The 23,176-nt window shown below is 32.2% G+C and carries 23 protein-coding genes; 12 read left to right on the top strand and 11 right to left on the bottom strand.

The window, feature by feature from the left end:
* Window positions 1-2: 2 nt before the first annotated feature.
* On the bottom strand, window positions 3-467 hold the full coding sequence (locus tag QLS71_RS11315; protein ID WP_308993074.1) for a DUF4920 domain-containing protein: 465 nt from the start codon (window positions 465-467) through the stop codon (window positions 3-5).
* Window positions 468-560: 93 nt separating this feature from the next.
* On the opposite strand from QLS71_RS11315, the gene QLS71_RS11310 reads away from it, so the two are divergent.
* Complete coding sequence (locus QLS71_RS11310; protein WP_308993073.1) at window positions 561-1,628, top strand: branched-chain amino acid aminotransferase; 1,068 nt, start codon at window positions 561-563, stop codon at window positions 1,626-1,628.
* A 54-nt stretch (window positions 1,629-1,682) separates the two neighbouring features.
* On the opposite strand, the gene QLS71_RS11305 is transcribed toward QLS71_RS11310, so the two are convergent.
* Window positions 1,683-2,069, bottom strand: a complete 387-nt coding sequence (locus QLS71_RS11305) for a nucleoside triphosphate pyrophosphohydrolase family protein (protein ID WP_308993072.1) — start codon at window positions 2,067-2,069, stop codon at window positions 1,683-1,685.
* Window positions 2,070-2,231: 162 nt separating this feature from the next.
* Here QLS71_RS11305 and QLS71_RS11300 point away from each other — a divergent pair, with 162 nt between their 5' ends.
* Window positions 2,232-2,417, top strand: coding sequence for a hypothetical protein (locus tag QLS71_RS11300; protein ID WP_308993071.1), 186 nt, complete (start codon window positions 2,232-2,234; stop codon window positions 2,415-2,417).
* 269 nt (window positions 2,418-2,686) lie between these two features.
* Here the strand turns inward: QLS71_RS11300 and QLS71_RS11295 are convergent, their stop codons facing one another.
* Complete coding sequence (locus QLS71_RS11295) at window positions 2,687-4,723, bottom strand: dihydrofolate reductase (RefSeq protein WP_308993070.1); 2,037 nt, start codon at window positions 4,721-4,723, stop codon at window positions 2,687-2,689.
* Window positions 4,724-4,985: 262 nt separating this feature from the next.
* Between QLS71_RS11295 and QLS71_RS11290 the strand changes: the two genes are divergently transcribed.
* The 3 genes from QLS71_RS11290 to QLS71_RS11280 are packed head-to-tail and all read left to right on the top strand — an operon-like array spanning window position 4,986 to window position 7,143.
* Entirely contained in the window at window positions 4,986-6,020 is a 1,035-nt protein-coding gene (locus QLS71_RS11290) for a GyrI-like domain-containing protein (protein WP_308993069.1), read from the top strand.
* Window positions 6,021-6,386 carry a fluoride efflux transporter CrcB gene (gene crcB / locus QLS71_RS11285; RefSeq protein ID WP_308993068.1) on the top strand — a complete coding sequence of 122 codons (366 nt, stop codon included), beginning with the start codon at window positions 6,021-6,023 and terminating at the stop codon, window positions 6,384-6,386.
* Window positions 6,387-6,417: 31 nt separating this feature from the next.
* Window positions 6,418-7,143, top strand: a complete 726-nt coding sequence (locus QLS71_RS11280) for a hypothetical protein (protein ID WP_308993067.1) — start codon at window positions 6,418-6,420, stop codon at window positions 7,141-7,143.
* Window positions 7,144-7,219: 76 nt separating this feature from the next.
* On the opposite strand, the gene QLS71_RS11275 is transcribed toward QLS71_RS11280, so the two are convergent.
* A complete protein-coding gene (locus QLS71_RS11275; protein ID WP_308993066.1) occupies window positions 7,220-7,825 on the bottom strand; it encodes a DUF1684 domain-containing protein in 606 nt (201 codons plus the stop codon).
* Between the two features lie 232 nt (window positions 7,826-8,057).
* On the opposite strand from QLS71_RS11275, the gene QLS71_RS11270 reads away from it, so the two are divergent.
* Window positions 8,058-9,266, top strand: coding sequence for an MFS transporter (locus QLS71_RS11270; RefSeq protein WP_308993065.1), 1,209 nt, complete (start codon window positions 8,058-8,060; stop codon window positions 9,264-9,266).
* 2 nt (window positions 9,267-9,268) lie between these two features.
* Here QLS71_RS11270 and QLS71_RS11265 read toward each other — a convergent pair whose 3' ends face one another.
* Window positions 9,269-9,712: an Lrp/AsnC family transcriptional regulator gene (locus QLS71_RS11265; RefSeq protein WP_308993064.1), complete on the bottom strand. Its 444-nt coding sequence runs from the start codon at window positions 9,710-9,712 to the stop codon at window positions 9,269-9,271.
* 124 nt (window positions 9,713-9,836) lie between these two features.
* Between QLS71_RS11265 and QLS71_RS11260 the strand changes: the two genes are divergently transcribed.
* Window positions 9,837-10,232 carry a hypothetical protein gene (locus tag QLS71_RS11260; protein ID WP_308993063.1) on the top strand — a complete coding sequence of 132 codons (396 nt, stop codon included), beginning with the start codon at window positions 9,837-9,839 and terminating at the stop codon, window positions 10,230-10,232.
* Window positions 10,233-10,329: 97 nt separating this feature from the next.
* Here the strand turns inward: QLS71_RS11260 and QLS71_RS11255 are convergent, their stop codons facing one another.
* From QLS71_RS11255 to QLS71_RS11245, 3 genes are all read right to left on the bottom strand, one after another.
* Complete coding sequence (locus QLS71_RS11255; RefSeq protein WP_308993062.1) at window positions 10,330-10,470, bottom strand: hypothetical protein; 141 nt, start codon at window positions 10,468-10,470, stop codon at window positions 10,330-10,332.
* A gap of 250 nt (window positions 10,471-10,720) precedes the next feature.
* Window positions 10,721-11,260: a sigma-70 family RNA polymerase sigma factor gene (locus tag QLS71_RS11250; protein ID WP_308993061.1), complete on the bottom strand. Its 540-nt coding sequence runs from the start codon at window positions 11,258-11,260 to the stop codon at window positions 10,721-10,723.
* A 318-nt stretch (window positions 11,261-11,578) separates the two neighbouring features.
* Window positions 11,579-15,013: a methylmalonyl-CoA mutase family protein gene (locus QLS71_RS11245; RefSeq protein WP_308993060.1), complete on the bottom strand. Its 3,435-nt coding sequence runs from the start codon at window positions 15,011-15,013 to the stop codon at window positions 11,579-11,581.
* Between the two features lie 145 nt (window positions 15,014-15,158).
* On the opposite strand from QLS71_RS11245, the gene purU reads away from it, so the two are divergent.
* The 4 genes from purU (at window position 15,159) to QLS71_RS11225 (ending at window position 17,288) form a co-directional block, all read left to right on the top strand.
* The gene (gene purU / locus QLS71_RS11240; RefSeq protein WP_308993059.1) at window positions 15,159-16,013 is read left to right on the top strand and encodes a formyltetrahydrofolate deformylase; all 855 of its coding nucleotides are present in this window, start codon (window positions 15,159-15,161) and stop codon (window positions 16,011-16,013) included.
* A 42-nt stretch (window positions 16,014-16,055) separates the two neighbouring features.
* A complete protein-coding gene (locus QLS71_RS11235) occupies window positions 16,056-16,760 on the top strand; it encodes a DUF4197 domain-containing protein (protein ID WP_308993058.1) in 705 nt (234 codons plus the stop codon).
* 111 nt (window positions 16,761-16,871) lie between these two features.
* Window positions 16,872-17,063, top strand: coding sequence for a Lacal_2735 family protein (locus QLS71_RS11230; RefSeq protein WP_308993057.1), 192 nt, complete (start codon window positions 16,872-16,874; stop codon window positions 17,061-17,063).
* Between the two features lie 84 nt (window positions 17,064-17,147).
* Complete coding sequence (locus QLS71_RS11225; protein ID WP_308993056.1) at window positions 17,148-17,288, top strand: hypothetical protein; 141 nt, start codon at window positions 17,148-17,150, stop codon at window positions 17,286-17,288.
* A gap of 3 nt (window positions 17,289-17,291) precedes the next feature.
* Here QLS71_RS11225 and pyrF read toward each other — a convergent pair whose 3' ends face one another.
* Together pyrF and prfA are read right to left on the bottom strand one after the other, a co-directional pair.
* Window positions 17,292-18,107 (bottom strand): orotidine-5'-phosphate decarboxylase, encoded by an 816-nt coding sequence (pyrF, locus tag QLS71_RS11220; protein ID WP_308993055.1) that lies wholly within the window; start codon window positions 18,105-18,107, stop codon window positions 17,292-17,294.
* A 149-nt stretch (window positions 18,108-18,256) separates the two neighbouring features.
* A complete protein-coding gene (gene prfA, locus QLS71_RS11215) occupies window positions 18,257-19,333 on the bottom strand; it encodes a peptide chain release factor 1 (protein ID WP_308993054.1) in 1,077 nt (358 codons plus the stop codon).
* 402 nt (window positions 19,334-19,735) lie between these two features.
* Here prfA and QLS71_RS11210 point away from each other — a divergent pair, with 402 nt between their 5' ends.
* On the top strand, window positions 19,736-20,398 hold the full coding sequence (locus QLS71_RS11210; protein WP_308993053.1) for an ABC transporter ATP-binding protein: 663 nt from the start codon (window positions 19,736-19,738) through the stop codon (window positions 20,396-20,398).
* 60 nt (window positions 20,399-20,458) lie between these two features.
* On the opposite strand, the gene QLS71_RS11205 is transcribed toward QLS71_RS11210, so the two are convergent.
* A complete protein-coding gene (locus QLS71_RS11205) occupies window positions 20,459-23,011 on the bottom strand; it encodes an adenosylcobalamin-dependent ribonucleoside-diphosphate reductase (protein ID WP_308993052.1) in 2,553 nt (850 codons plus the stop codon).
* Between the last annotated feature and the right edge of the window lie 165 nt (window positions 23,012-23,176).

Below are 23,176 nucleotides of genomic sequence, written 5' to 3'. Positions count from 1 at the left end.
ACTTATTGTTGTATTAAAACGCCATCAGCTTCAAAAGAAAATGTTCGTTTTGGTTGGATTATTTCTGCTATTTCATCAGCTGTTTTTCCTGCATCCTCAGCATAATGACGTTGTTTATTTACTGAAACTTCACTTACAAATGCTTTTCCATTTATAATAACCTCTTTATCAGTAATGTCTTTTGGTACAAAAAAACCATAATCTTTAAACTTTACCATTACTTCGTTACCCTCTTCTAAATCTAAAGTCATCCAGCAGCCTTTTGCTTGACAAACATCCTTCACCTTTGCTTTCATTTTGGCATACACGGTATCGCCAACCTGCATGGTTTTATAATGCGTTATTATATTAAACGTCTCTTTAACTTCTTCTACAGTAATCTTTTTACCATACGACTTATATATGTCTCTATCTTTACATGAATACACCACTAATAAACAAAAAGTTACGAATAATAGATGCTTCATACAATAAAATATATATTTTGAATGATTTCTTGTAAATATACCGCTTTTTTAAAAACGTTTTTACTTAAATTTGTAACATAAAATAACAAGATTATGAACTCTATAATCAATGACATCGAGATTATAAAATCGAAAACTACAAAAATAAACGATGTAGATTTTGATAATTTGGCTTTTGGAAGCGTATTTTCAGACCATATGCTTGAGTGCAATTTTAAAGATGGCAAGTGGCAAGCACCTAAAGTGGTGCCTTACCAAGCCATTACTTTAGACCCTTCTGCTAAGATTTTCCATTATGGACAATCTGTTTTTGAAGGTATGAAAGCATATAAAGACGCCAATAAAGATGTCTGGTTATTTCGTCCGTTAGAAAATTTCAAACGATTAAACATTTCGTCTAAACGTTTAGCTATGCCAGAACTGCCAGAAAACTATTTTATGGATGGTTTAAAAGCGTTATTGGAAGTAGATAAAGATTGGATTCCAACAAACGAAGGCAGTTCTTTATACATACGTCCTTTTGTTTTTGCGTCTGGAAACGGGTTTCATGCATCTCCAGCCAATGCATATAAATTTATTATTTGTACCGCACCTTCTGGGGCTTATTTTTCTGGAAAACTAAAAGTTTTAATAGAACAAACGTATTCCCGTTCTGCTAATGGTGGTGTTGGTTTTGCTAAAGCTGGTGGTAACTATGCAGGACAGTTTTATCCAACACAATTAGCGGTTGAAAAAGGTTACCAACAAGTTATTTGGACGGATGATACTACCCACGAATACATTGAAGAAGCTGGTGCGATGAATATTTTTGTTCGCATCAATGATACACTTATAACAGGACCAACTAGCGATAGGATTTTAGATGGTATTACTAGAAAAAGTATTATTGAATTAGCTAAATCTGAAGGAATAAATGTTGAAGTAAGAAAATTATCTGTACACGAAGTTGTTGAAGCTGCCCAAAATGGAAGCCTAAAAGAAATGTTTGGAGCAGGTACTGCAGCAGTTATTTCCTCGATTTCGGGGTTTGGTTATCAAAATGAGGATTTCGATTTACCAGAATTAAAAGACACATTTGCGAGTTTTTTAAAGAAACGCATTACCGATATTCAAACTAATAAAGCCCAAGATCCATTTGGATGGAGGTATAAAGTTGATTAAATATCAATAAAAAAGAGAAGTTAATAGCTTCTCTTTTTTTAATCCTTAAACTCTTTATTTATCTAGAATAGAAGCGATATTAGGCTTAAAATAATTAGGTCCTTTTAGCACTTTGCCATCTTCTCTATAAATAGGTTGTCCATCTTTACCTAATTTACTCATATTACTGCGTTGTATCTCTTCAAACACTTCTTCAATTTTATATTGCATACCGTGTTCTATAATAGTACCACATAAAATATAAAGCATATCTCCAAGAGCATCGGCAACTTCAACTAAATCGTTGTTATTAGCTGCTTCTAAATATTCTTCGTTTTCTTCTTTCATCAAATTAAAACGCAACTTATTTTTATCAGTACCTAAATCGGCTTTAGGGGTTTCTCTGTGCCCTATTTTAAATGCGGTATGAAATGTTTTAACTGCTTCTATTTTATTTTTCATTAGTTTTATTTATTACTTTTTAACTTACATATGCTGTTCACTATTAATCACTTCATGGGATGATCCTATTTTAGCATGCTCATTTCATAAATACTTATTTTGTCATTCCTGTAAAGCCGAGAATCTCATCATTATTAATTAAATTTGCATAAAATTAATCATATGTTTAGTAAAGGTCAAATCATTTTCGGAATTTTATTTTTTATTGTGTTCGCCATTGTTATTGGCTACACCTACCGAAAAGATTTAAAATTGCACAAACGCTTTTATTCTGGAAGCATTTGGGTTTTAATTGCCTTTATTGGTTTTATAGGATTGATCAGTGCTATTAAGTTCATATTTAAGTGATTTTTTTATAAAAAAAGTCTTATTCTGTACTAGGGAAAAACATTGCTTACTTGTTATATAATTAATTTAACAATTTGACGCAACCTTTTTTTAAATCGTGCATCTATTAAATAACTAATAGAATTAAATAGAACTAAATCATGAATATTATACTTATTATTAGTGCTCTTATAGTTGTTAACCTTATTCTTTTGGTATTTAGTGTCAATAAAAAAACAGAACCTTGATTCAAGATTCTGTTTATATTTATTTGCAGTTTTTAAATTAGATTAATTTACTTCTGGCAAGAAATTATATTTTTTACTGTAATCTAACATTTGTTCTACAAATGTTTTTGGTTGCACGACGTTAACTTCAATTATCTCATTTGCCTCGTTTGTTTTTGCAACCAATACTGGATTTACATAACCCGTGTATGCTGCCGACTTAAATTGCTTATTGCGTTCTAAAACTTCGGCATGAATTTTTTGATTTACTTTCACTCCATAATTTTCAACCAATGTTTCAGCTGCTTTAAAATCACCTTCAGATTTTATACGTTGTGTTTCACGTAACAACTCTCCAAAAAGCTCTCGAAGTTTCGCATAATCATTAATATTATAATACGTTTTTCCGCTTCGGGTAATTTTCTCTATAACATTATTAGACTTTCCTTTTTCAAAAACCCAAGCCGAAATCCATTGTCTATTTCGCATGTGAGCTTCTTCTACATCATCACCTAAATTTAAACGGATTAATTGTGTTAAAAGTCCGTTTCTAATATAATCGTTATAAGCAGCTTTCCCTGTTTTCTCCCAGTTGTCTGTCAATCCTAATTCTTGAATTTTACTATCATATAAATAATAAAGAGCTACTAAATCAGCACGTCCTTCCTCTAGAGTTGATGCATAATTTTTTAATGTTTCTTTGGTTTCACCAACACCTGGGTTTAATTGCCCCGATGCGTGCCCTACTACTTCGTGTAAAGCCGTATGTAATTTATCGGCCATTTTACTGTAGGTTTCATCCAATTCTAATTCTTCTTCATCATTTACAAATTCCTTCAATCTATCTGAATTACCTGCAATATTGCTCGCATCTACAATATTACCTAATGACACCGATTTACTTCCAACAGCAGCACGTATCCAATTAGCATTTGGCAAATTAACGCCTATGGGTGTGCTTGGTGATGCATCACCCGCTTCTCCCGCGACATTGACTGTTTTATAAGAAACCCCCACTACGTTTTTCTTTTTATGAGCTTCCATTAAAGGAGAATTATCTTCAAACCACTGTGCATTTTTAGAAAGCACTTCCATTTTTTTAGACATATCAAAATCCTTAATTTGCACAATCGTTTCGTACGAACCTCGATACCCCAGAGGGTCATTATACACTTCTATAAAACTATTTATATAATCGATATTACCTTCGGTAGCTGCTGTCCATAATACATTATAGTCGTCCCAAGTTTGTAAATCGCCTGAATTATAATAAGAAATCAACAAACCTAAAGCATTGGCCTGAGCCTCATTTTCGGCAACACCTTTGGCCAATTCCAGCCATTTAATTATTTCATCAATAGCCGAACCATACAAGCCTCCCGATTTATAAACACGTTCTTTTAATACCCCATTTTCTTTTACTAACTGTGAGTTTAGACCAAACGACAATGGTTTACTAGGATCTAACGATTTTTTAGATGTATAAAATGTTTCAACATCTTTATTTGTAACACCCTCTCCATAAAAATTAACAGCAGATAGTGCCACATTATCTGCACCTTTAGCTTGATTCACTTTTTTAGAATCAACATCGTTAAAAACAACATCAAATGCTTCTCCTTCTAAAACGGTATTGGTTTCGGCAAGAATTTGTTTTAAATAATCAGACGAAAATTCTGGTTTTATTTTATCATTGGAATAATGGTGATGAATACCATTACTAAACCATACACGCTTCAAATAAACCTCGAAAGCAGTCCAGTCGTTAGTTGTTTTATCACCTTTATAATTAGTATAAATATTTTCTAAAGCCTTTCTAATTTTAAGATTGTGTCTGTAATTTTGATCCCATATAATATCGCGACCAGACATACCTGCTTGGGTTAAATAATACACCAATTTTTGCTCTTTTAAAGTTAAATTTTCCCAATCTGGAATTTGATAACGCAATACTTTAATATCGGCGAATTGATCGACATTATAATTAAAAGTTGCTTCTTTTGCCGTTAAATCTTCCGTATTCTCTTTAGGTCGTTCATTTCCGCAAGAAAATATAAGACCACACATGAGTACAAAATTTAATATTGATTTTATTTTCATTTTTTTATTATTATTAATTTAATCAAAAGGTTACATGCGACTACTATTTTAAGCTGAATAAATTTCTAAATAATCACATGTGCATACTACAATTCATTTTTCTTATAAAAAAACGATATTTAACCAACCTTGATTAGTGATTATATTCGTTTTATCGATTTTAATTATTAAATATTTATTTATTTTAGTACAAATGTAATAATTTATTAATGAGAATTTAAAATTGTTTATCTTTGATTCTCACCATTTCAAAAAAAATAAAATGAAAGTTTTTAAGTACATCGCATTTTTATTACTAATTGGCATTATAGGTACTTCCATATACATTTCTGTGCAACCTAACACGTTTGAAGTTAGTAGAACACGAACCATTCAGGCGCCTGCTGCTGTTATTTATAACAATGTTATCGATTTTAAAAACTGGAATGATTGGTCTTCTTGGCAGGAGGCAAACCCTAATATAAAAGTAACACTACCTAATAAAACCCAAGGTGTAGGCGGTCATTATTCTTGGGAAGATAAAGATGGTATAGGCACTATGAAAACTGTGGAAGCCATTACCAATAAGTACATAAAACAACACATGCAAATTGCTGAGTTTCCTGCTTCAGACATTACTTGGGATTTTGAATCTAATGCTAATGGAAGTACTGATATCACTTGGAAAATTTCTGGCAAAGATTTACCTTTTGGTTTTAAAGCCTATGCTGCTTTTACAGGAGGTATGGAAAAACAAATTGGGCCACATTACGAGCGAAGCTTAGAAAAACTAGATAGCATTATTGTTGCCGACATGAAAAAATACAGTATTGCCGTAAATGGCATAACAAACCACAGCGGCGGTTATTATTTATACAACACAACTTCTTGCAAAATAAGCGAGTTAGAAAGCAAGATTCAAGAAATGCTTCCTAAGGTTAAAAAATATGCTATAAAAAACCACATAACTTTAGCAAGCACCCCTTTTATAAATTATTTAAAATGGGATGAAGACAACAATGCTGTTATATTTTCGAGCTGTATTCCAACAATTGAACAAGTAATTACTGCTGAAGGTGACAATATAATTACGGGAAAAATGGAAAGTTTTAAAGCCATAAAAACAACATTAAAAGGCAACTACAGCAACTTAAAAGAAGCTTGGAAAACAGCCAAGACATACATTACAAAAAATGGTTTTGAATTTGCTGAAAATGGTCCCATGATTGAAACTTATATAACAGATCCAGCAAAAACACCAAACCCTGCCGACTTAGTTACCGAAATTTACATTGCTATAAAAGATATTGAAAAATAAATGAAAAGTGTCTTACTTGTTTTTTTTGGTGGTGGATTTGGCAGTGTACTGCGCTATATTATTGGAAAATATTTAAATAATGCCGAAAATGGTATTCCATATGGAACCTTTGTAGCAAATATTTTAGGCAGTTTGCTTATTGGAATCATTTTGGGATTGGCAGTAAAAAATGACACATTATCCCAAAACCAAACCTTACTTCTTGCCACTGGTTTTTGTGGTGGTTTCACCACCTTTTCAACTTTTGCTTATGAAAACCATGTGTTTTTAAAATCGGGTGATTTTATAAGTTTCGCTATTTATACTGTTGCCAGTTTTGTAATTGGTTTTTTAGCGGTTTTTCTGGGGATGTTTTTAGTGAAGTAGAGCTTGAATTTGATTATAAAGCATTATAAAAATGGCACGAAAAAAACTTGAAGCTTTAATCAATTTAACAATCTCTAAACACGTAGAGTCATTTGGATTTAAACTGATTAAAGAAGACTTTTCGAGTAAGTTTAATCATCTTGTGACTTTTGAGTATACAACAGGTGATTTTAAAATAGATTTGGAAATTCGATATATGAAACCAAATTATCTCAAAACTCAAGTTCAACTCAAAATATACTTTTTCAAAATTAATGAAATCTTAAAACCAATTTTTCCCGCTTATTTACCTAACGGAATTCCAACAATTAACCTTGATATAGATGATTATTTAAAAGCTAATGGAAAGCTTATGGAAGCGGACTACCATCTACAAATTGACGATGATAATGGTTACACTAATGTAAATTATGAATTAAAAGCATCCGAAATAGTAAAAAGATATTTTATTTGTGTCATTAAAGATATACTACCAAAAATTGATTCACATAGTAAGTTATTCAACACCATAAATGAAGCGGATTTGTTCATTGGCAATGACATAAAACTATCACCATTGTGTTTCCCTATTCAATTTCAAATTTGTTCTGGACTTGCTCTTTGCGCTATAATTGACGATAAAAACAACCCTCAATTAATTGAGAAATATATGGATTACATGAACACGGAATTTAAAGAAGGTGAAGATGAACTTATAGACAATCTTAAAAGAGAAATAAAAACGTTATACAGCAAATCGTATAAAAATAATGTGTAGTTTAGTACTTCTTAGTCACGAGTTTGTGCATTTTGTATGTCTGAGACATAACTGTTAAACGATCTCATTAAAATTCTCAATGCTTTCCAAATGCCTTCACTCCTGCTTCAATTCTAATTTTTAAATAATTTTCTCGGGGCACAATGGGGCAAGAATACTTATCATTGTATGCACAATATGGGTTATAAGCTTTGTTAAAATCAATTTCCATAGTGTCTCCTTTAGGAATTCTCGCATCAATATAACGTCCGCCACCATAACTTTCTAATCCGTTGGTTTCATCTAAAAAAGGTAGAAATAAATAATCTTCGTAACCTTCTCTCTTTATTAAATCTTTTCCTTGATAGATATTTAATTTGTAACTCGTTCCATTTAATTCAAAAGTTAAAATGCCATAAACACGTTCTTTTGAAACGCGATCTGTGGTTGTCTTCATATTAAAATACGCGGTGTTTGGTGTACGCTGTAAAGCTGCTGTAACAACATAAGTCGTATCAAACTTAAAAAATTCCAAACCTTCAAAATGCTTTCTATCTTTATCCTTCAAGGGCGATGTTGTAGCATCTTTATATTCGGCATTTAATTCACGCTGAAAATCGGTATCACCTTTAATTACCTTTTTTTCTTGCGCGCAACTAACTAAGCAAGTTGTAAATATGATTACAATTATAAAATACTTCATTTAAAATATAATTTAAACTCAAAAGTACAACTTATAAATATTTTACATAAGTTTGTACTTCAAGAAAAATAAAAATGCGCAAGCACGTCACCATTTGTAAAATGCCATACACTACTTCACTAAATAGAAGTCGGGCTTGTTATATGTTGTCGTGATATAATTATAAAATATTACAATATGTAAAAGTCCGACTGTAAAGTCGGACTTTTTGTATTTATAACAATCTAACCTAATGAAAAAACTATTTAATAACTACATAAATACCTTTAAAGGCTTATCGGAAGAAATATGGTGGCTAGCCTTAATAACACTTATAAACAGAGCAGGCACCATGGTAATTCCTTTTTTATCATTATATCTAAAGGATAATCTCCATTTCTCTATAAGTCAGGTAGGTTGGGTTATGAGTGCTTTTGGGTTAGGTTCGGTCGTTGGTTCTTGGATTGGTGGTAAATTAACCGATAAAATTGGTTATTACAAAGTAATGGTTAGAAGCCTATTAACTACCGGTATTTTATTTATTGTATTACAATTTTTAAATACATTTGTATCAATTTGTATTGGTATTTTTATTGTAATGCTTGTTGCAGATGCTTTTAGACCCGCTATGTTTGTGGCTTTAAATGCTTATAGTAAACCTGAAAACAAAATACGTTCGCTAACATTGATACGCTTAGCGATAAACCTAGGATTTTCAGCGGGACCAGCCATTGGTGGACTTATAATTATAGCACTCGGGTACACTGGTTTGTTTTGGGTTGATGGTATTACATGCATTATTGCTACTTTATTGATGATTAAAGTATTACATCCTAAAAAAGCAAAAATTTTAGATGCTATTGAAAATAAAAGTCCTGTTTCGGCATATAGTGATTACGCGTTTATGATATTTCTCGTAGCCATGGTATTGTTTGGTATCGTATTTTTACAATATTTCTCAACCATAACGATTTACTACAAAGATGTTCATGCACTTAGCGAGCTTCAAATTGGGCTTATTTTAGGACTCAATGGTTTTCTTATTTTTATATTTGAAATGCCTTTAATCAAGTGGCTAGAAAACACTAAATACACAAAACTAGGATTGATGTTTTTTGGTGCTATTTTAACCGGCTTAAGCTTACTGATATTAAATTTCACAACCTGGTCTGGAATTTTAGTAGTTGGCATGCTTTTAATGACCATTGGTGAAATGATTGCTTTTCCCTTTTCTAATGCTTTTGCAGTAAATAGAGCTAAAAAAGGAAATCAAGGAGAGTATATGGCATTGTATTCCATGTCGTTTTCTATTGCGCATATTTTTGGACATAATGCAGGTTTACAAATGACTGCCGCACTTGGATTTGATAATACATGGTATATAATATCTCTAATTGCACTTATTTGCGCCATCATTTTATTTGTTTTAAATCGAAATTTAAACTTAAAACGACTGTTGTAATTTTATTTTACTGGCTTCACTTCTTTGTAACGTGTTACATGAGATAGTACTATTTGTGTTTTAGTTTCACCATAAACAATAAGTTGGTCTATAAAAGTTTCTAAGTGTTTTTGGTTTTTTAAAAGCACCTCCATAACGATGTTTTCATTGCCAGTAATTCTATAGCAATTTAAAACTTCATCGAAGGTTTTAACTTTCTCTAAAAAAGGTTTCAACTTACCAATAAATGCATGCAAGGTTATAATGGCTTTTAATTGATACCCCATATCTAATGGAGACACTACGGTCTTGTACCCCAATATAATTCCTCCATCTTCCATTCTTTTTATACGTTCTGAAACCGCTGGCGAACTAATACCCACTTGCCTACCTATTTCGGCATTAGATAGTCGTGCATTTTCTTGCAAACACTTCAAAATCTTCCAATTAAGTGCATCTAAATTCATATTAAAAGATAATTGGTTGTAATAAATTAAAATTTAAAGTAAATATACTCATTTACTTTAAAATAAAAAGTAGTTTATGAATACTTGTGAGTAATTTTGGTACAGTTGCTAAGAAAAAAAGAATATGTTATCTAATACCCCATCAAACCTATCGGAATTACCGATATATAAAAAAGCTATTGAGATATTTGCCTTATCTCAAAGCATTTATATGTATTTAAATCATGATTTGTCTTCTTTAAAAAAAGATGGTTCTGAAGATACTCATATTTATTTTTCTGGCGATATTGTTCAGCAATCTGTATCATTAGCTCCAGAGATTGTTAATGCAGAATTGGAACGCTATACTGATAGAAAGCACAAACACATTGCGTCTTTAAGACGACTTACAAACATGCTTTATAAAAATTCGTATCGTTTGGAGCATTCTAACAGCAACGGAAAAGATTTCTTACCTATTTTACGGAGCGAATTAAAAAAGTTTAAACAATTACAACGTAGTTGGATGTTAACTTTATAATTAATAGATTAATAGTACACTACTGCTTATAATAAAACAAAAAAAATCCCTGTATTTTAATACAAGGATTCTAAAAAACAAGTGAGAGTCTTGTTTTTTAATCTAAGAATAGTGCGCTATTATTGTTTATTAAAGTCGCTTCTATTTCAAAACATCTTTCAGATTTAATAAAGTTTATTAACCAATCTAAATGATTTTCAGATTGTCGTTGGAATTTGTATTTAAGTGTTGTTTTCATGGATAATTAATTTTAATTATTTGGGTAAACTGTGTTTAATAATTAACTTAAACATGGTAAAATTACAATGGGAATTGACAAGCAAAAAATTTATTAAAAAATATTAGCTCAAGGGTTTACATACGTCTATAAGTGGTTTTAATTTGCAAAAAAAAACGATGAAAAACTCTATTAAAAAAGTTTGTTCATCGCATTAATTATTGAATTAGAAAAACCTGTATTTGTGGCTTAATTTAATAGAATTAAATTACTAATGACACATTTTACAATCCTCTTTATCTTTAATCTCTCCAATAAGATAACCTGCATCATTCACTTTAAAATCGCAGCAATCTATAAAGCCTTGGGTTATTAATTTTCTACCGCGTTGTATTTGAGATTTTATAGTAGGCAACGGCAATTGTAATTGTTCTGATATGTGAGCTTGTTTTATTCCTTTAATATCCGATAAAAACAAAGGTGCTCTATATTTTTTAGGTAAACTTTTAATAATACCTCTTAGACAATCTTCTTTGGTATGATCTAACTTTTGGTCATCAAAAGTCATATCTACTTCTGTAACTTCATAGGTTATATTATTGTTTCTAAAATAATCCAGAACTGTATATCTAGCAATTGCAAACAACCACGACTTTAATTTATCTTCATCTTTTAAAGTATCTAACTTGGTGTGTACTTTTATAAAAGTTTCTTGAAGCAAATCATCTGTTACAACGGCATCTTTCACCTTACTAAATATAAAGTGTTTGATATCGTTTGAATACGTTTTCCAAATGTCTTGAGTTTGCATAACTACAATTATAAAAACAGTGTTTACTTTAGCATAAATTTACTAAAATAAACACTGTTTATCTTTAAATTAAATTAAACTTAACAGTTACAATCACTGCATGTACAGTTTTCACATGTACAATTTTTACATTGACCGTTTTTACAGCTTTCGCAAATACAAGTGCATTTTTTATTTTTCATAATATATATGTTTTTAAAGTTCATATAATAGACGTACAAACATTTAAAAAGATGCATTTTCTGCAAAAAAGTTTCTTTTTCTCAAAGTGATTACCTAAAAATATTTCTAAAAAAATTCGAGACAGGTTATTTTTGTTTACATATTTCTCCGATACTGCCCCCCTACTTCAAATAGGGCATTCGTGATTTGCCCTAATGAACAAACTTTACAAACTTCCATTAAAGCTTTAAAAATATTTTCATTATGAATTGCTTTTTGCTGAAGGTCTTTCAAAAGTAATGTGGTATCATGTGCTTCATGAAGATTTTCCAATGTTTTTATTTGAAACTGTTTTTCTTCTTCTGTAGCTCTAATAACTTCCGTAGGTAATACTGTTGGAGAACCTTTACTGCTTAAAAAGGTATTTACACCAATTATAGGGAAAGCACCATTGTGTTTCATGGTTTCATAATACAAACTTTCTTCTTGTATTTTACTACGTTGGTACATGGTTTCCATAGCACCTAAAACACCGCCGCGTTCGGTAATTCTATCGAATTCTAAAAGCACTGCTTCTTCTACCAAATCGGTTAATTCTTCAATAATAAACGAACCTTGAATTGGGTTTTCATTTTTAGCCAATCCTAATTCCTTATTTATAATTAGCTGAATTGCCATAGCCCGGCGCACCGACTCTTCGGTTGGCGTCGTAATCGCCTCATCGTAAGCATTGGTATGTAGTGAATTACAATTATCGTATATAGCATATAGTGCTTGTAGTGTAGTGCGAATATCATTAAAATCGATTTCCTGAGCATGCAAACTCCTACCAGATGTTTGAATATGATATTTAAGCATTTGAGCTCGTTCGTTTGCCTGATATTTAAACTTCATAGCTTTTGCCCAAATTTTGCGGGCTACACGACCAATAACAGCATACTCAGGATCAATGCCATTTGAGAAAAAGAAAGATAAATTGGGGCCAAATTTATTAATATCCATGCCTCGGCTTAAATAATATTCCACATAAGTGAACCCATTCGATAAGGTTAAAGCCAATTGCGTGATAGGATTTGCACCCGCTTCAGCAATATGATAGCCCGAAATAGACACCGAATAAAAATTACGCACATTATTTTCAATAAAATACTCCTGAACATCGCCCATTAAACGCAGTGCAAATTCTGTTGAAAATATACAGGTGTTTTGCGCTTGGTCTTCTTTTAGAATATCAGCTTGTACAGTTCCACGAACTTGGGCTATGGTTTTTGTTTTTATATTGTGGTATACCTTAGCAGGTAACACTTGATCACCAGTAACACCTATAAGCATCAAACCCAAACCATTATTTCCTTCTGGTAATTTTCCATTGTATTTGGGTCGCTTTTTACCTTTATAAAGTTTTGTTATTTTATCTTCAACTTCTTTTTCTAAATTATTTTCCCTTATATAAATTTCACATTGTTGATCTATAGCTGTATTCATAAAATACCCTAAAAGCATGGGAGCAGGTCCGTTGATGGTCATACTCACCGACGTCATAACATCAAACAAATTAAAACCCGAATACAATTTTTTAGCATCGTCTAAACAACAAATACTTACCCCTGCATTACCAATTTTTCCATAGATATCCGGACGTAAATCAGGATCGTTTCCATAAAGCGTCACGCTATCAAAAGCGGTAGACAAACGTTTTGCTGGTAAACCTGCACTTACATAATGAAATCGTTTATTGGTGCGCTCGGGACTGCCTTCGCCTGCAAACATACGTGCTGGGTCTTCACCTGTTCTTTTAAAAGGATACAATCCTGATGTGTAAGGGAATTCCCCTGGCACATTTTCTTGTAGTACCCATTTTAAAACATCACCCCAAGCTTGATATTTAGGTAGGACTACTTTTGGAATTTGTAAATGAGAAAGTGACTCTGAATGTGTTTTAATGTCTATGTCTTTATCACGAACTTTAAAGTTGTACACAGGGTTCTTATACCTATTTATCTTGTCTTCCCAACTCGTTATAATATCCCAATTATAAGGATCAAGGTTTCGTTTGACACGATCGAATTCTGATACTAATAATTTAATAAACTCTTTGTTTTCGGCAGTTGAATAGATTAGAATCTCATCATTATTAATGCCGTACTTATCAAGAAAAGATCGCTTCGTTACACTCGCAATGACGTTTAAAACAGATTCAATAGTTTTATAAATACCAAAGAGTTTTTGAGCCACTTCAACTTGTTTGTTAGCTTTAGCATCATACGCTCGGTTATTCTCTGCTATTTCAGATAAATAACGAATTCTTGCTAGCGGAATAACAAAAATCTTCTCACTAATTTCATCTGAAATAGTGAATGTTGATTCTAAATCTGCCGAAGCTTTTTCAACTAACTTATCAATAACTGCCTTGTAAAGCGTATTCATACCAGGGTCGTTAAATTGTGAAGCTATAGTTCCAAAAACTGGCAGTTGCTCTTGAGGGGCATCCCAAAGATTATTATTGCGCATGTACTGCTTTTTCACATCACGCAACGCATCTAAAGATCCTCTTTTGTCAAATTTATTTATGGCTACCAAATCGGCAAAATCGAGCATATCAATTTTTTCCAATTGGGTTGCAGCACCAAATTCTGGTGTCATCACATATAATGATACATCGCTATGTTCTATAATTTCGGTATCCGACTGTCCGATTCCTGATGTTTCTAAAATAATTAAATCGTATTCCGCAGCTTTCAACACTTCAATAGCCTCATGCACATATTTTGAAAGCGCTAAATTTGATTGACGAGTTGCTAAACTACGCATATAAACTCGCGAATTATTAATAGCATTCATGCGAATTCTATCACCCAAGAGTGCTCCCCCTGTTTTTCGTTTTGAGGGATCTACCGAAATAATTCCGATTGTTTTTTCAGGAAAGTCAATTAAAAAACGACGCACTAACTCATCTACCAAACTTGATTTTCCAGCACCACCAGTTCCTGTAATTCCTAGTACATCCCCCTTTCCCGTTTTCACTAAAGGGGAAAAGCTTTTTTCAAATTCATCATGTCTATTTTCTGCAAATGAAATTAATCGAGCAATAGTATTTACATTCTTGTTTTTAAGGGATTGCAAAACATTTTCATCTTTAGGGAAATCTGGAGTGGGATAATCCGATTTTTCAACCAAATCATTTATCATACCTTGTAACCCCATTCCTCTACCATCGTCTGGTGAATAAATACGGGTAATCCCATAATCCATCAACTCTTTAATTTCAGATGGTAAAATAACGCCGCCGCCGCCGCCAAAAATCTTTATATGTTCTGCCCCTTTTTCCTTCAACAAATCGAACATATATCTAAAATACTCATTGTGTCCACCTTGATACGAAGTCAAACAAATCGCATTTACATCTTCTTGAATGGCGGTATTTACTACTTCCTCCACACTTCTGTCGTGCCCTAAGTGAATCACTTCTACTCCAGTTGCCTGAATAATACGACGCATGATATTTATAGAAGCATCATGTCCATCAAACAAGGATGCCGCAGTCACAATTCTAACTTTATGTTTTGGTTTATAAGGTTCTATTGACATCATTTTGAAAATATATTAGTATACATAGCTCAAATTTACGAAATATTCAAAAAAATCAAGCATTTACAAACGATTATCTAAAATTATAATCACACCTGATACGTATCTAATTTTTAAGTTAATTTTGAACTTAAATCATTTTAATTAAATGCAAAAGATTACTATTCTAATTCATTGTAAAGACCGTCCAAATATTATTGCTTCTGTAACCAATTTTGTTGCTGAAAAACAAGGTAATATTGTGTATATAGACCAACATGTTGATAGAGAGCAAAATATTTTTTTTATGCGTTTAGAAAGCGAATTTATTCATGAATCTTTTACCGCCGATAAATTTAAAGAAGCATTTAAAAACAATTTAGCTGGAAAATTTGGAATGAAATGGCGTATTTATTCGTCGGCTAGAAAACCTAAAATGGCCTTGTTTATTTCTAAATACGACCACTGCTTATACGATTTATTAGGGCGTTACAATTCTGGTGAACTTAATTTAGAAATACCTTTTATAGTTAGTAATCATTTAGATTTAAAACCAATTGCAGATAGTTTTAAAATTCCGTTTTATCACATTCCTGTAACCAAAGACACCAAGCAAGAAGCTGAACAACAACAATTGGCACTATTAGAAAAATATAAAATTGATTTTATTGTTTTAGCAAGGTACATGCAAATTATTTCTGAAAAATTAATTACCAAGTATCCTAACAAAATAATTAACATACACCATTCGTTTTTACCTGCATTTGTGGGTGCCAAACCATACCACTCGGCATTTAAACGCGGCGTAAAAATTATTGGAGCTACGAGTCATTATGTCACCGAAGAACTAGATGCTGGCCCCATTATAGACCAAGGTGTTACCCGTGTGTCTCATTCACATTCTATCGAAGATTTAATTGCCAAAGGACGCGATTTAGAAAAAATAGTATTGGCTAATGCCATTAAACTACATACCAATAGAAAAGTAATGGTTTATAATAATAAAACTATTATTTTCTCTTAATTACTTATATTTACCATCTTAAGAACCTCAAATTCAAAAACCATGATTCGTAAAATTTCATTATTCCTTTTAGTTTTAAATCTTACTGCCTGTGCAGAATTACAACAAGTTGTTAATCAATTACCACAAGGAGTTGGTCTTGGAAATGATGAAATTGCTGCAGGTTTAAGACAAGCCTTAGATTTTGGAATTGAAAAACAAGTTGCAAAATTAACGCAAACCGATGGATTTTATAAAAACAATCTGGTTAAAATTTTATTACCCGAAGAATTACAGAAAGTAGATAAAGGTCTTAGAGATATTGGTTTAAGCAAATTAGCAGATGAAGGTTTAAAAGCACTTAATAGAGCTGCCGAAGATGCTGTAAAAGAAGCTACTCCAATATTTATTGACGCTGTTAAGGGCATCACATTTGCAGATGCAAAAAACATATTAATTGGTAGCGATGATGCAGCAACCCAATATCTAAACGGTAAAACCCAAACTGCATTATATGCTAAATTCAATCCTGTAATAAAAAATTCATTTAGTAAAGTGGGAGCTGATGAAATTTGGAGTAATCTTATAAATAAATATAACAGCATTCCTTTTACTTCTGATGTAAATCCTGATTTAACAGATTATGTTACTGGTGAAGCCTTAAAAGGTGTTTACACAATGATTGCCGTTGAAGAAAAAGAAATTCGTAACAATTTATCGTCTAGAACTACAGATTTATTGAAAAAAGTATTTGCTCTACAAGACTAAAAATAGACTTATTTACTCATTTTTTTTTAGTGTTTGAAAAATAAATTAAATATATCATCACATTTCTGAATAAAAAATGTATATTTAGTTATCTGTTAATCAGACGTATATATGAGCGCTAATGATATCATAACAAATCGTCAAAAAAAACTCGATGAGCAATATAAAGAGCTGATGGAACAAGCATATAATTTCCGTCAAACAGATTCAGAGCTTAGCGATGTTGCAGAATTTCGAGCTATGCGTTTACTTAACAAACTAAATACACTCCGGTATTTTTCAAGAAATCAAGTGAAATTTTAATTTCTTCTTTTTTTTATTAATTCTTTAACTTTTTAGTCACATCCAAAACTGACAAACTTCCGTAATTTATACAAAAAAGAAGCTATGAGTCCACATTTTTGTAAAGTTGGCAAAATTAAACCCAACTTAAATAAGTTAATGAGTTTAAAAGAAATTGAAAAAATAATTTCGAACTTTGTGGAAGACATCCATAAGGTAGACTACTCACAAACTGTAAACGGATAATTACTATTTAGATAAAATAACTTGCATTTCACGCTGAAGTTCTAAGGCTTTGGTGACTGCAACTTGTGCAAAATCTTCATTCTTGGAAGCATAAATAATGCCTCTTGAAGAATTGATTAGCAAACCAACTTGGGCATTCATTCCATATTTGCAAACCTCTTGTAAATTACCCCCTTGTGCACCAACTCCTGGAACCAATAAAAAACTATCAGGAATAATATTTCTAATATCTGCTAAATATTCTGCTTTTGTAGCCCCTACAACATACATTAAGTTTTTAGAGTTTTTCCAAGTTTTTGAAGTTTCTAACACCTGTTTATATAACTCTTTCCCATCTACTGTTTTCGTTTGAAAATCGAAAGCGCCTTCGTTTGAGGTTAATGCCAATAGAATGGTATGTTTGTCTTCAAAAGCTAAAAAAGGCTCGACAGAATCTTTCCCCATATACGGTGCTACAGTAACCGAATCAAATGCTAAATCTTCAAAAAAAGCTTTCGCATACATGGTACTAGTATTCCCTATATCACCACGTTTAGCGTCGGCTATCGTGAAAATTTCTGGATGGTTTTTGTTTATATAACGGATCGTTTTTTCTAAAGCTTTCCAACCTTTTAAACCATAGGCTTCGTAAAAGGCGGTGTTTGGTTTATAGGCAACACATAAATGATGTGTTGCATCTATGATTGCTTTATTAAAAGCAAAAATAGGGTCTTCTTCTTTTAAAAGATGCTGTGGTATTTTATTTAAATCGACATCTAACCCAATGCATAGAAAGGATTGTTTTTTTTTGATTTCCGAGATAAGTTGGTTTGTTGTCATTCCTCAATCCTCCAAAAGAGGAAACTGTTATGTGATTAATCATACCTCAAACCCTAAAGATTTAAATACAAAATCACTATTTTAATTTATTTTAAACGTTTTTTATAATACAAGAGTGTCTTTCCCTTTGGGAAAGAGTCTGATAGGGATTAAATCAAATCACTATTCGCCTTTAACTTTTCAGTGTTTTCAGCTAATTGTAATTCATCAATAATTCTTTGTATGTCGCCATTTACGATATTTGACAAGTCGTATAACGTTAAACCAATTCTATGATCGGTTACCCGCCCTTGTGAGTAATTATACGTTCTAATTTTAGCACTTCTGTCTCCAGATGTTACCATCGAACCGCGTTTTGCTGCATCGGCTTCATTTTTCTTAGCCAATTCCATTTCATAAAGTCGAGAACGCAATACTTTAAATGCTTTTTCCTTATTTTTATGTTGCGATTTTTGATCTTGACATTGTGCCACTAATCCCGTTGGAATATGCGTTAAACGCACTGCTGAATAAGTAGTATTTACAGACTGACCACCAGGACCTGAAGAACAGAAAAAATCGATTCTAACTTCTTTTGGATTTATTTCTACATCGAATTCTTCCGCTTCTGGAAACACCATAACCGTTGCTGCACTAGTATGCACGCGTCCTTGTGTTTCCGTTTGCGGCACACGTTGTACGCGGTGTACGCCTGCTTCAAATTTTAAAGTACCGTACACATCTTCACCAGTAACTTCAAACTGGATTTCTTTAAAACCACCGTTTGTTCCTTCACTAAAATCTACTGTATCAACCTTCCAACCTTTACTTTCACAGTATTTGCTGTACATTCTAAATAAATCGCCGGCAAAAATACTCGCTTCATCACCACCAGTTCCTGCACGTAATTCCACTACAGCATTTTTAGTATCTTCGGGATCTTTAGGTATTAAAAGAACTTTGATTTCGTCTTCCAACTTAGGAATTCGATCTTTGGCTTCTTCATACTGCATTTTAGCCATTTCAACCATTTCAGCATCCCCTCCTTCAGAAATAATATCTTCAGCTTCAGCTAAATTATTAGTAACTTCAATGTATTCCTCTCGTTTATCAATAAGAAGTTTAAGATCTTTATATTCTTTATTTAATGCAATGTATCGTTTTTGGTCGGTCATGATATCTGGTTGGATAATCAAATCGCTCACCTCATCAAAACGTTGCTTTACTATTTGTAATTTGTCTAACATCTACCTTTTAAATTGTGGAGCAAAAATACGATAAATTATGAATTTTTAACAGCCAGGTTTATTTCAATTCAATATAATTTCAGAATAATTTATAACTTTTAACGTTACTACTAATATCATGCAGCAATTATTTTCATTATTCATTTTTTACAGACCCTTTATTATATGGTCATTTGGGATTAACACCCTCCTTTCTTTTATGGATTATGACATTATTCCAGTGCTTTTTGTTAAATTATTGATGCTTATTTTAATTTGGTATTTAACTAATGAAAATACTATAAAACGAAAATTAGTTTTCTACCATAACATGGGAATTTCATCAATTAAATTATTCGCATTATTATTTTGTATTGATGCCATACTAAGCATTCCATTTTTGCTAATCTTTAAGGAGTTTGTATGATAATAGAAATAGACAACATTGAACTTTATTTTAAAGATAAATGTATTTTAAGTGGTGTTTATTTGAAATCTGAAACAGGAAAAATCACTGGTATTTTAGGAAGCAATGGCAGTGGCAAAAGCTGTTTTTTAAAAATTATTTTTGGTTCGTTAAAATCAAAATACAAACTAGTTAGAATAGACAATAAACCCATATTAAAACCATTATACCTAACAAATCAAGTTACCTATTTACCTCAGCATCATTTTATACCAAACAATGTTAAATTGAAGACTGCTTTCAAATTATTTAATATTCCTTGGGCAGGATTTGTTAACGCTTTTGAAATGTTTCATCTAAACAAAAACATTCATTTCAATAGACTATCTGGAGGAGAACGCAGATTAATAGAAACTTATATAGTCTTAAAAAGCAATAAGAAAATCATTTTATTGGATGAGCCTTTTTCACATTTATCACCATTACATATTGAAAAAATAAAAACACTTATTGAAGAAGAAAAAAATAAAAAAGCTATAATAATTACCGACCATATGTATAACCATATCGTTGATATTTCAGACTCTATTTACTTAATAAAAAACGGCTGTACAAAACTAATTAATGATTTAAAAGAATTAGAAGATTACAAATACTTATCCGCTGGCACTTTGAATTAAATAAAAAATAGGAAGTCAATTCTAAAATCAACTTCCTATTTTTACTAATTCCAAAACTTACTATCCACACTTAGAAGACCCACAATCTTTACAGGTTAAGCAGCCTTCTTGGTATATTAAGTTTTCAGACTTACAACTATCGCACACATGTCCTTTGGCCTGTGTTCCATCTTCCACATAGCGCTTCAACGCACGCCCCACACCATTTTTCCAAGTGTTTATAGATGCTGTATCTAGCTGCAGACTATTAATTAAATCAACTATTTTATCGATTGGCATCCCATGACGAAGCGTACTTGAGATTAATTTGGCATAATTCCAAAACTCTGGGTCGAACTTATGAGACAAGCCTTCTATAGTGGTTTTATAACCTCTAATATTTTTATATTGAAAATCGTAACGCGAGGTTCCATCTTCATTTCTGTTTTTGATGATAACACCTTCATTCACCCAACGCGGTAGTAGAATACCATCCTCATCATCGGCCAAACCTGTAAAAATTTCATATGGTCTACCATCAATTAACCCTATAAAGGCAATCCATTTTTCTTTGCTATTCTGAAAACGAACGACATCAGCCTCCAAACTTTGTGGACGCTTGATAGGAAATGATGTCAACGATTCCTGCTGCTTATCTTCTTTCTCTTCATTAGCAATTAACACACCTGAACGCGAACCATCTCTATAAACTGTCACTCCTTTACAACCCACTTCCCATGCTTTTAAATACAAAGCACCAACCAACTCTTCGGTAGCATCGTTAGGCAAATTAATCGTAACACTTATAGAATGATCTACCCATTTTTGGATAGCACCTTGCATACTTACTTTGCTTAACCAATCCACATCATTAGACGTTGCTTTATGGTAAGGCGATTTTTTAATAAGCTTATCAATCTCTTTTTGAGTATAATTTTTAGAAGTATCAATACCATTCACTTGCATCCATTGCTTGAAACGGTGGTGAAAAACCACGTATTCTTCCCAAGAATCACCTAACTCATCAACAAAATCTACACGAGCTTCTTTATCATTGGGATTTACTTTTCTTCTACGTTTATAAACTGGTAAAAATACTGGTTCTATTCCAGAAGTGGTTTGCGTCATTAAACTCGTGGTTCCTGTTGGAGCTATGGTTAATAAAGCAATGTTACGTCTACCATACTCCAGCATTTCATAATACAATTTACTATCAGCATCTTTCAAACGTTGAATAAAGGGATTGTTTTTTTCACGTTCAGCATCAAAAATTGAAAACGCACCACGCTCTTTTGCTAAATAAACCGAGCCTCTGTATGCCTCAATAGCAATAGTTTTGTGAACTTCTAACGAAAAAGCATTACCCGCTTCACTCCCATATTGAATACCTAAAGCGGCTAGCATATCGCCTTCCGCAGTAATACCAACACCTGTTCTTCTCCCTTCTTCAGCTTTCTTTTTTATATTAATCCATAAATTCCGCTCGGTTGCTTTTACCTCATCCAATTCTGGATCCTCATCTATTTTAAGAAGAATATTATCGATTTTCTCTAATTCTAAATCAATAACATCATCCATGATACGCTGTGCTATAGCGACGTGTTTTTTAAATAAATCAAAATTAAAATACGCTTCGACTGTAAACGGGTTTTCTACATATGAAAATAGATTAATAGCCAACAGCCTACAAGAATCGTAAGGACAAAGAGGTATTTCACCACATGGGTTTGTAGAAACCGTTTTATAACCTAAGTCGGCATAACAATCGGGTACTGATTCATTTATGATAGTGTCCCAAAATAAGATACCTGGTTCAGCAGATTTCCATGCATTGTACACAATTTTTTTCCATAATGAATTTGCATCAATGGTTTTTAAAACTTTGGGTTCATTACTAAATATAGGATATTTTTGAGTGTACTCAGCTCCACTTTTAACAGCTTGCATAAAAGTATCGTCAATTCTAACCGATACATTAGCACCTGTAACTTTGCCCTGTTCTAACTTGGCATTTATAAAATCCTCTGAATCGGGATGATTAATAGACACCGACAACATAAGCGCTCCTCGCCTACCATCTTGAGCCACTTCTCTAGTTGAGTTTGAATAACGCTCCATAAAAGGCACTATACCTGTAGAGGTTAATGCTGAATTTTTTACCGCAGAACCTTTAGGCCGAATGTGTGATAAATCATGACCAACACCTCCTCGACGTTTCATTAATTGCACCTGTTCTTGATCCACTTTCATAATGCCACCATACGAATCCGAATCACCTGAGCTTCCAATAACAAAGCAATTTGAAAGTGAGGCAATTTGATATGGATTTCCAATACCTGCCATGGGGCTTCCTTGTGGAACTATATATTTAAAGTTTTTGATTAAATCAAATATTTCACTTTCAGATAACGGGTTTGGATATTTTTTCTCCACTCTTGCCAATTCTTTAGCAATACGTTGGTGCATGTCGTTTGGTGTTAATTCATAAATATTCCCTTCAGAATCTTTTAGGGCATATTTGTTCAACCATACACGTGCAGCCAGATCATCTTGATTGAAATAGTTTAAAGAAGCATTGAACGCTTCATCTTGTGAGTAAGTTTTTGGGAGGGTTTTGGCAATTTTGTGATTCATTTTTATTTTATTTATGGCATTACTAATTAATGCCATAAAGTAACAAAATAAATAAAACTTAAAACATGATAATGATCATAAAGTTTACAGAGCCTTTATGTTAAATATCTGTTTTTTAGATACTTAATTATTTATTAACATTGAAAAGTTAACAATTATTTTAAA

Origin of the sequence: Mariniflexile litorale, from assembly GCF_031128465.2 — a bacterium.
Taxonomy (GTDB): Bacteria; Bacteroidota; Bacteroidia; order Flavobacteriales; family Flavobacteriaceae; genus Mariniflexile; species Mariniflexile litorale.
This window is presented reverse-complemented; position numbering and strand designations above follow the sequence as displayed.

What these genes read in the sequence shown, in the direction of transcription:
- crcB (WP_308993068.1), top strand. Translation starts at nt 6,021, where the DNA reads ATGAAAAGTGTCTTACTTGTTTTTTTTGGTGGTGGATTTGGCAGTGTA.
- QLS71_RS11225 (WP_308993056.1), top strand. Translation starts at nt 17,148, where the DNA reads ATGAGTCCACATTTTTGTAAAGTTGGCAAAATTAAACCCAACTTAAAT.
- QLS71_RS11260 (WP_308993063.1), top strand. Translation starts at nt 9,837, where the DNA reads ATGTTATCTAATACCCCATCAAACCTATCGGAATTACCGATATATAAA.
- QLS71_RS11290 (WP_308993069.1), top strand. Translation starts at nt 4,986, where the DNA reads ATGAAAGTTTTTAAGTACATCGCATTTTTATTACTAATTGGCATTATA.
- QLS71_RS11210 (WP_308993053.1), top strand. Translation starts at nt 19,736, where the DNA reads ATGATAATAGAAATAGACAACATTGAACTTTATTTTAAAGATAAATGT.
- QLS71_RS11245 (WP_308993060.1), bottom strand. Translation starts at nt 15,013, where the DNA reads ATGATGTCAATAGAACCTTATAAACCAAAACATAAAGTTAGAATTGTG.
- QLS71_RS11265 (WP_308993064.1), bottom strand. Translation starts at nt 9,712, where the DNA reads ATGAATTTAGATGCACTTAATTGGAAGATTTTGAAGTGTTTGCAAGAA.
- QLS71_RS11270 (WP_308993065.1), top strand. Translation starts at nt 8,058, where the DNA reads ATGAAAAAACTATTTAATAACTACATAAATACCTTTAAAGGCTTATCG.
- QLS71_RS11250 (WP_308993061.1), bottom strand. Translation starts at nt 11,260, where the DNA reads ATGCAAACTCAAGACATTTGGAAAACGTATTCAAACGATATCAAACAC.
- QLS71_RS11295 (WP_308993070.1), bottom strand. Translation starts at nt 4,723, where the DNA reads ATGAAAATAAAATCAATATTAAATTTTGTACTCATGTGTGGTCTTATA.
- QLS71_RS11205 (WP_308993052.1), bottom strand. Translation starts at nt 23,011, where the DNA reads ATGAATCACAAAATTGCCAAAACCCTCCCAAAAACTTACTCACAAGAT.
- QLS71_RS11310 (WP_308993073.1), top strand. Translation starts at nt 561, where the DNA reads ATGAACTCTATAATCAATGACATCGAGATTATAAAATCGAAAACTACA.
- QLS71_RS11255 (WP_308993062.1), bottom strand. Translation starts at nt 10,470, where the DNA reads ATGAAAACAACACTTAAATACAAATTCCAACGACAATCTGAAAATCAT.
- QLS71_RS11280 (WP_308993067.1), top strand. Translation starts at nt 6,418, where the DNA reads ATGGCACGAAAAAAACTTGAAGCTTTAATCAATTTAACAATCTCTAAA.
- prfA (WP_308993054.1), bottom strand. Translation starts at nt 19,333, where the DNA reads ATGTTAGACAAATTACAAATAGTAAAGCAACGTTTTGATGAGGTGAGC.
- pyrF (WP_308993055.1), bottom strand. Translation starts at nt 18,107, where the DNA reads ATGACAACAAACCAACTTATCTCGGAAATCAAAAAAAAACAATCCTTT.
- QLS71_RS11235 (WP_308993058.1), top strand. Translation starts at nt 16,056, where the DNA reads ATGATTCGTAAAATTTCATTATTCCTTTTAGTTTTAAATCTTACTGCC.
- QLS71_RS11305 (WP_308993072.1), bottom strand. Translation starts at nt 2,069, where the DNA reads ATGAAAAATAAAATAGAAGCAGTTAAAACATTTCATACCGCATTTAAA.
- QLS71_RS11315 (WP_308993074.1), bottom strand. Translation starts at nt 467, where the DNA reads ATGAAGCATCTATTATTCGTAACTTTTTGTTTATTAGTGGTGTATTCA.
- purU (WP_308993059.1), top strand. Translation starts at nt 15,159, where the DNA reads ATGCAAAAGATTACTATTCTAATTCATTGTAAAGACCGTCCAAATATT.
- QLS71_RS11230 (WP_308993057.1), top strand. Translation starts at nt 16,872, where the DNA reads ATGAGCGCTAATGATATCATAACAAATCGTCAAAAAAAACTCGATGAG.
- QLS71_RS11275 (WP_308993066.1), bottom strand. Translation starts at nt 7,825, where the DNA reads ATGAAGTATTTTATAATTGTAATCATATTTACAACTTGCTTAGTTAGT.
- QLS71_RS11300 (WP_308993071.1), top strand. Translation starts at nt 2,232, where the DNA reads ATGTTTAGTAAAGGTCAAATCATTTTCGGAATTTTATTTTTTATTGTG.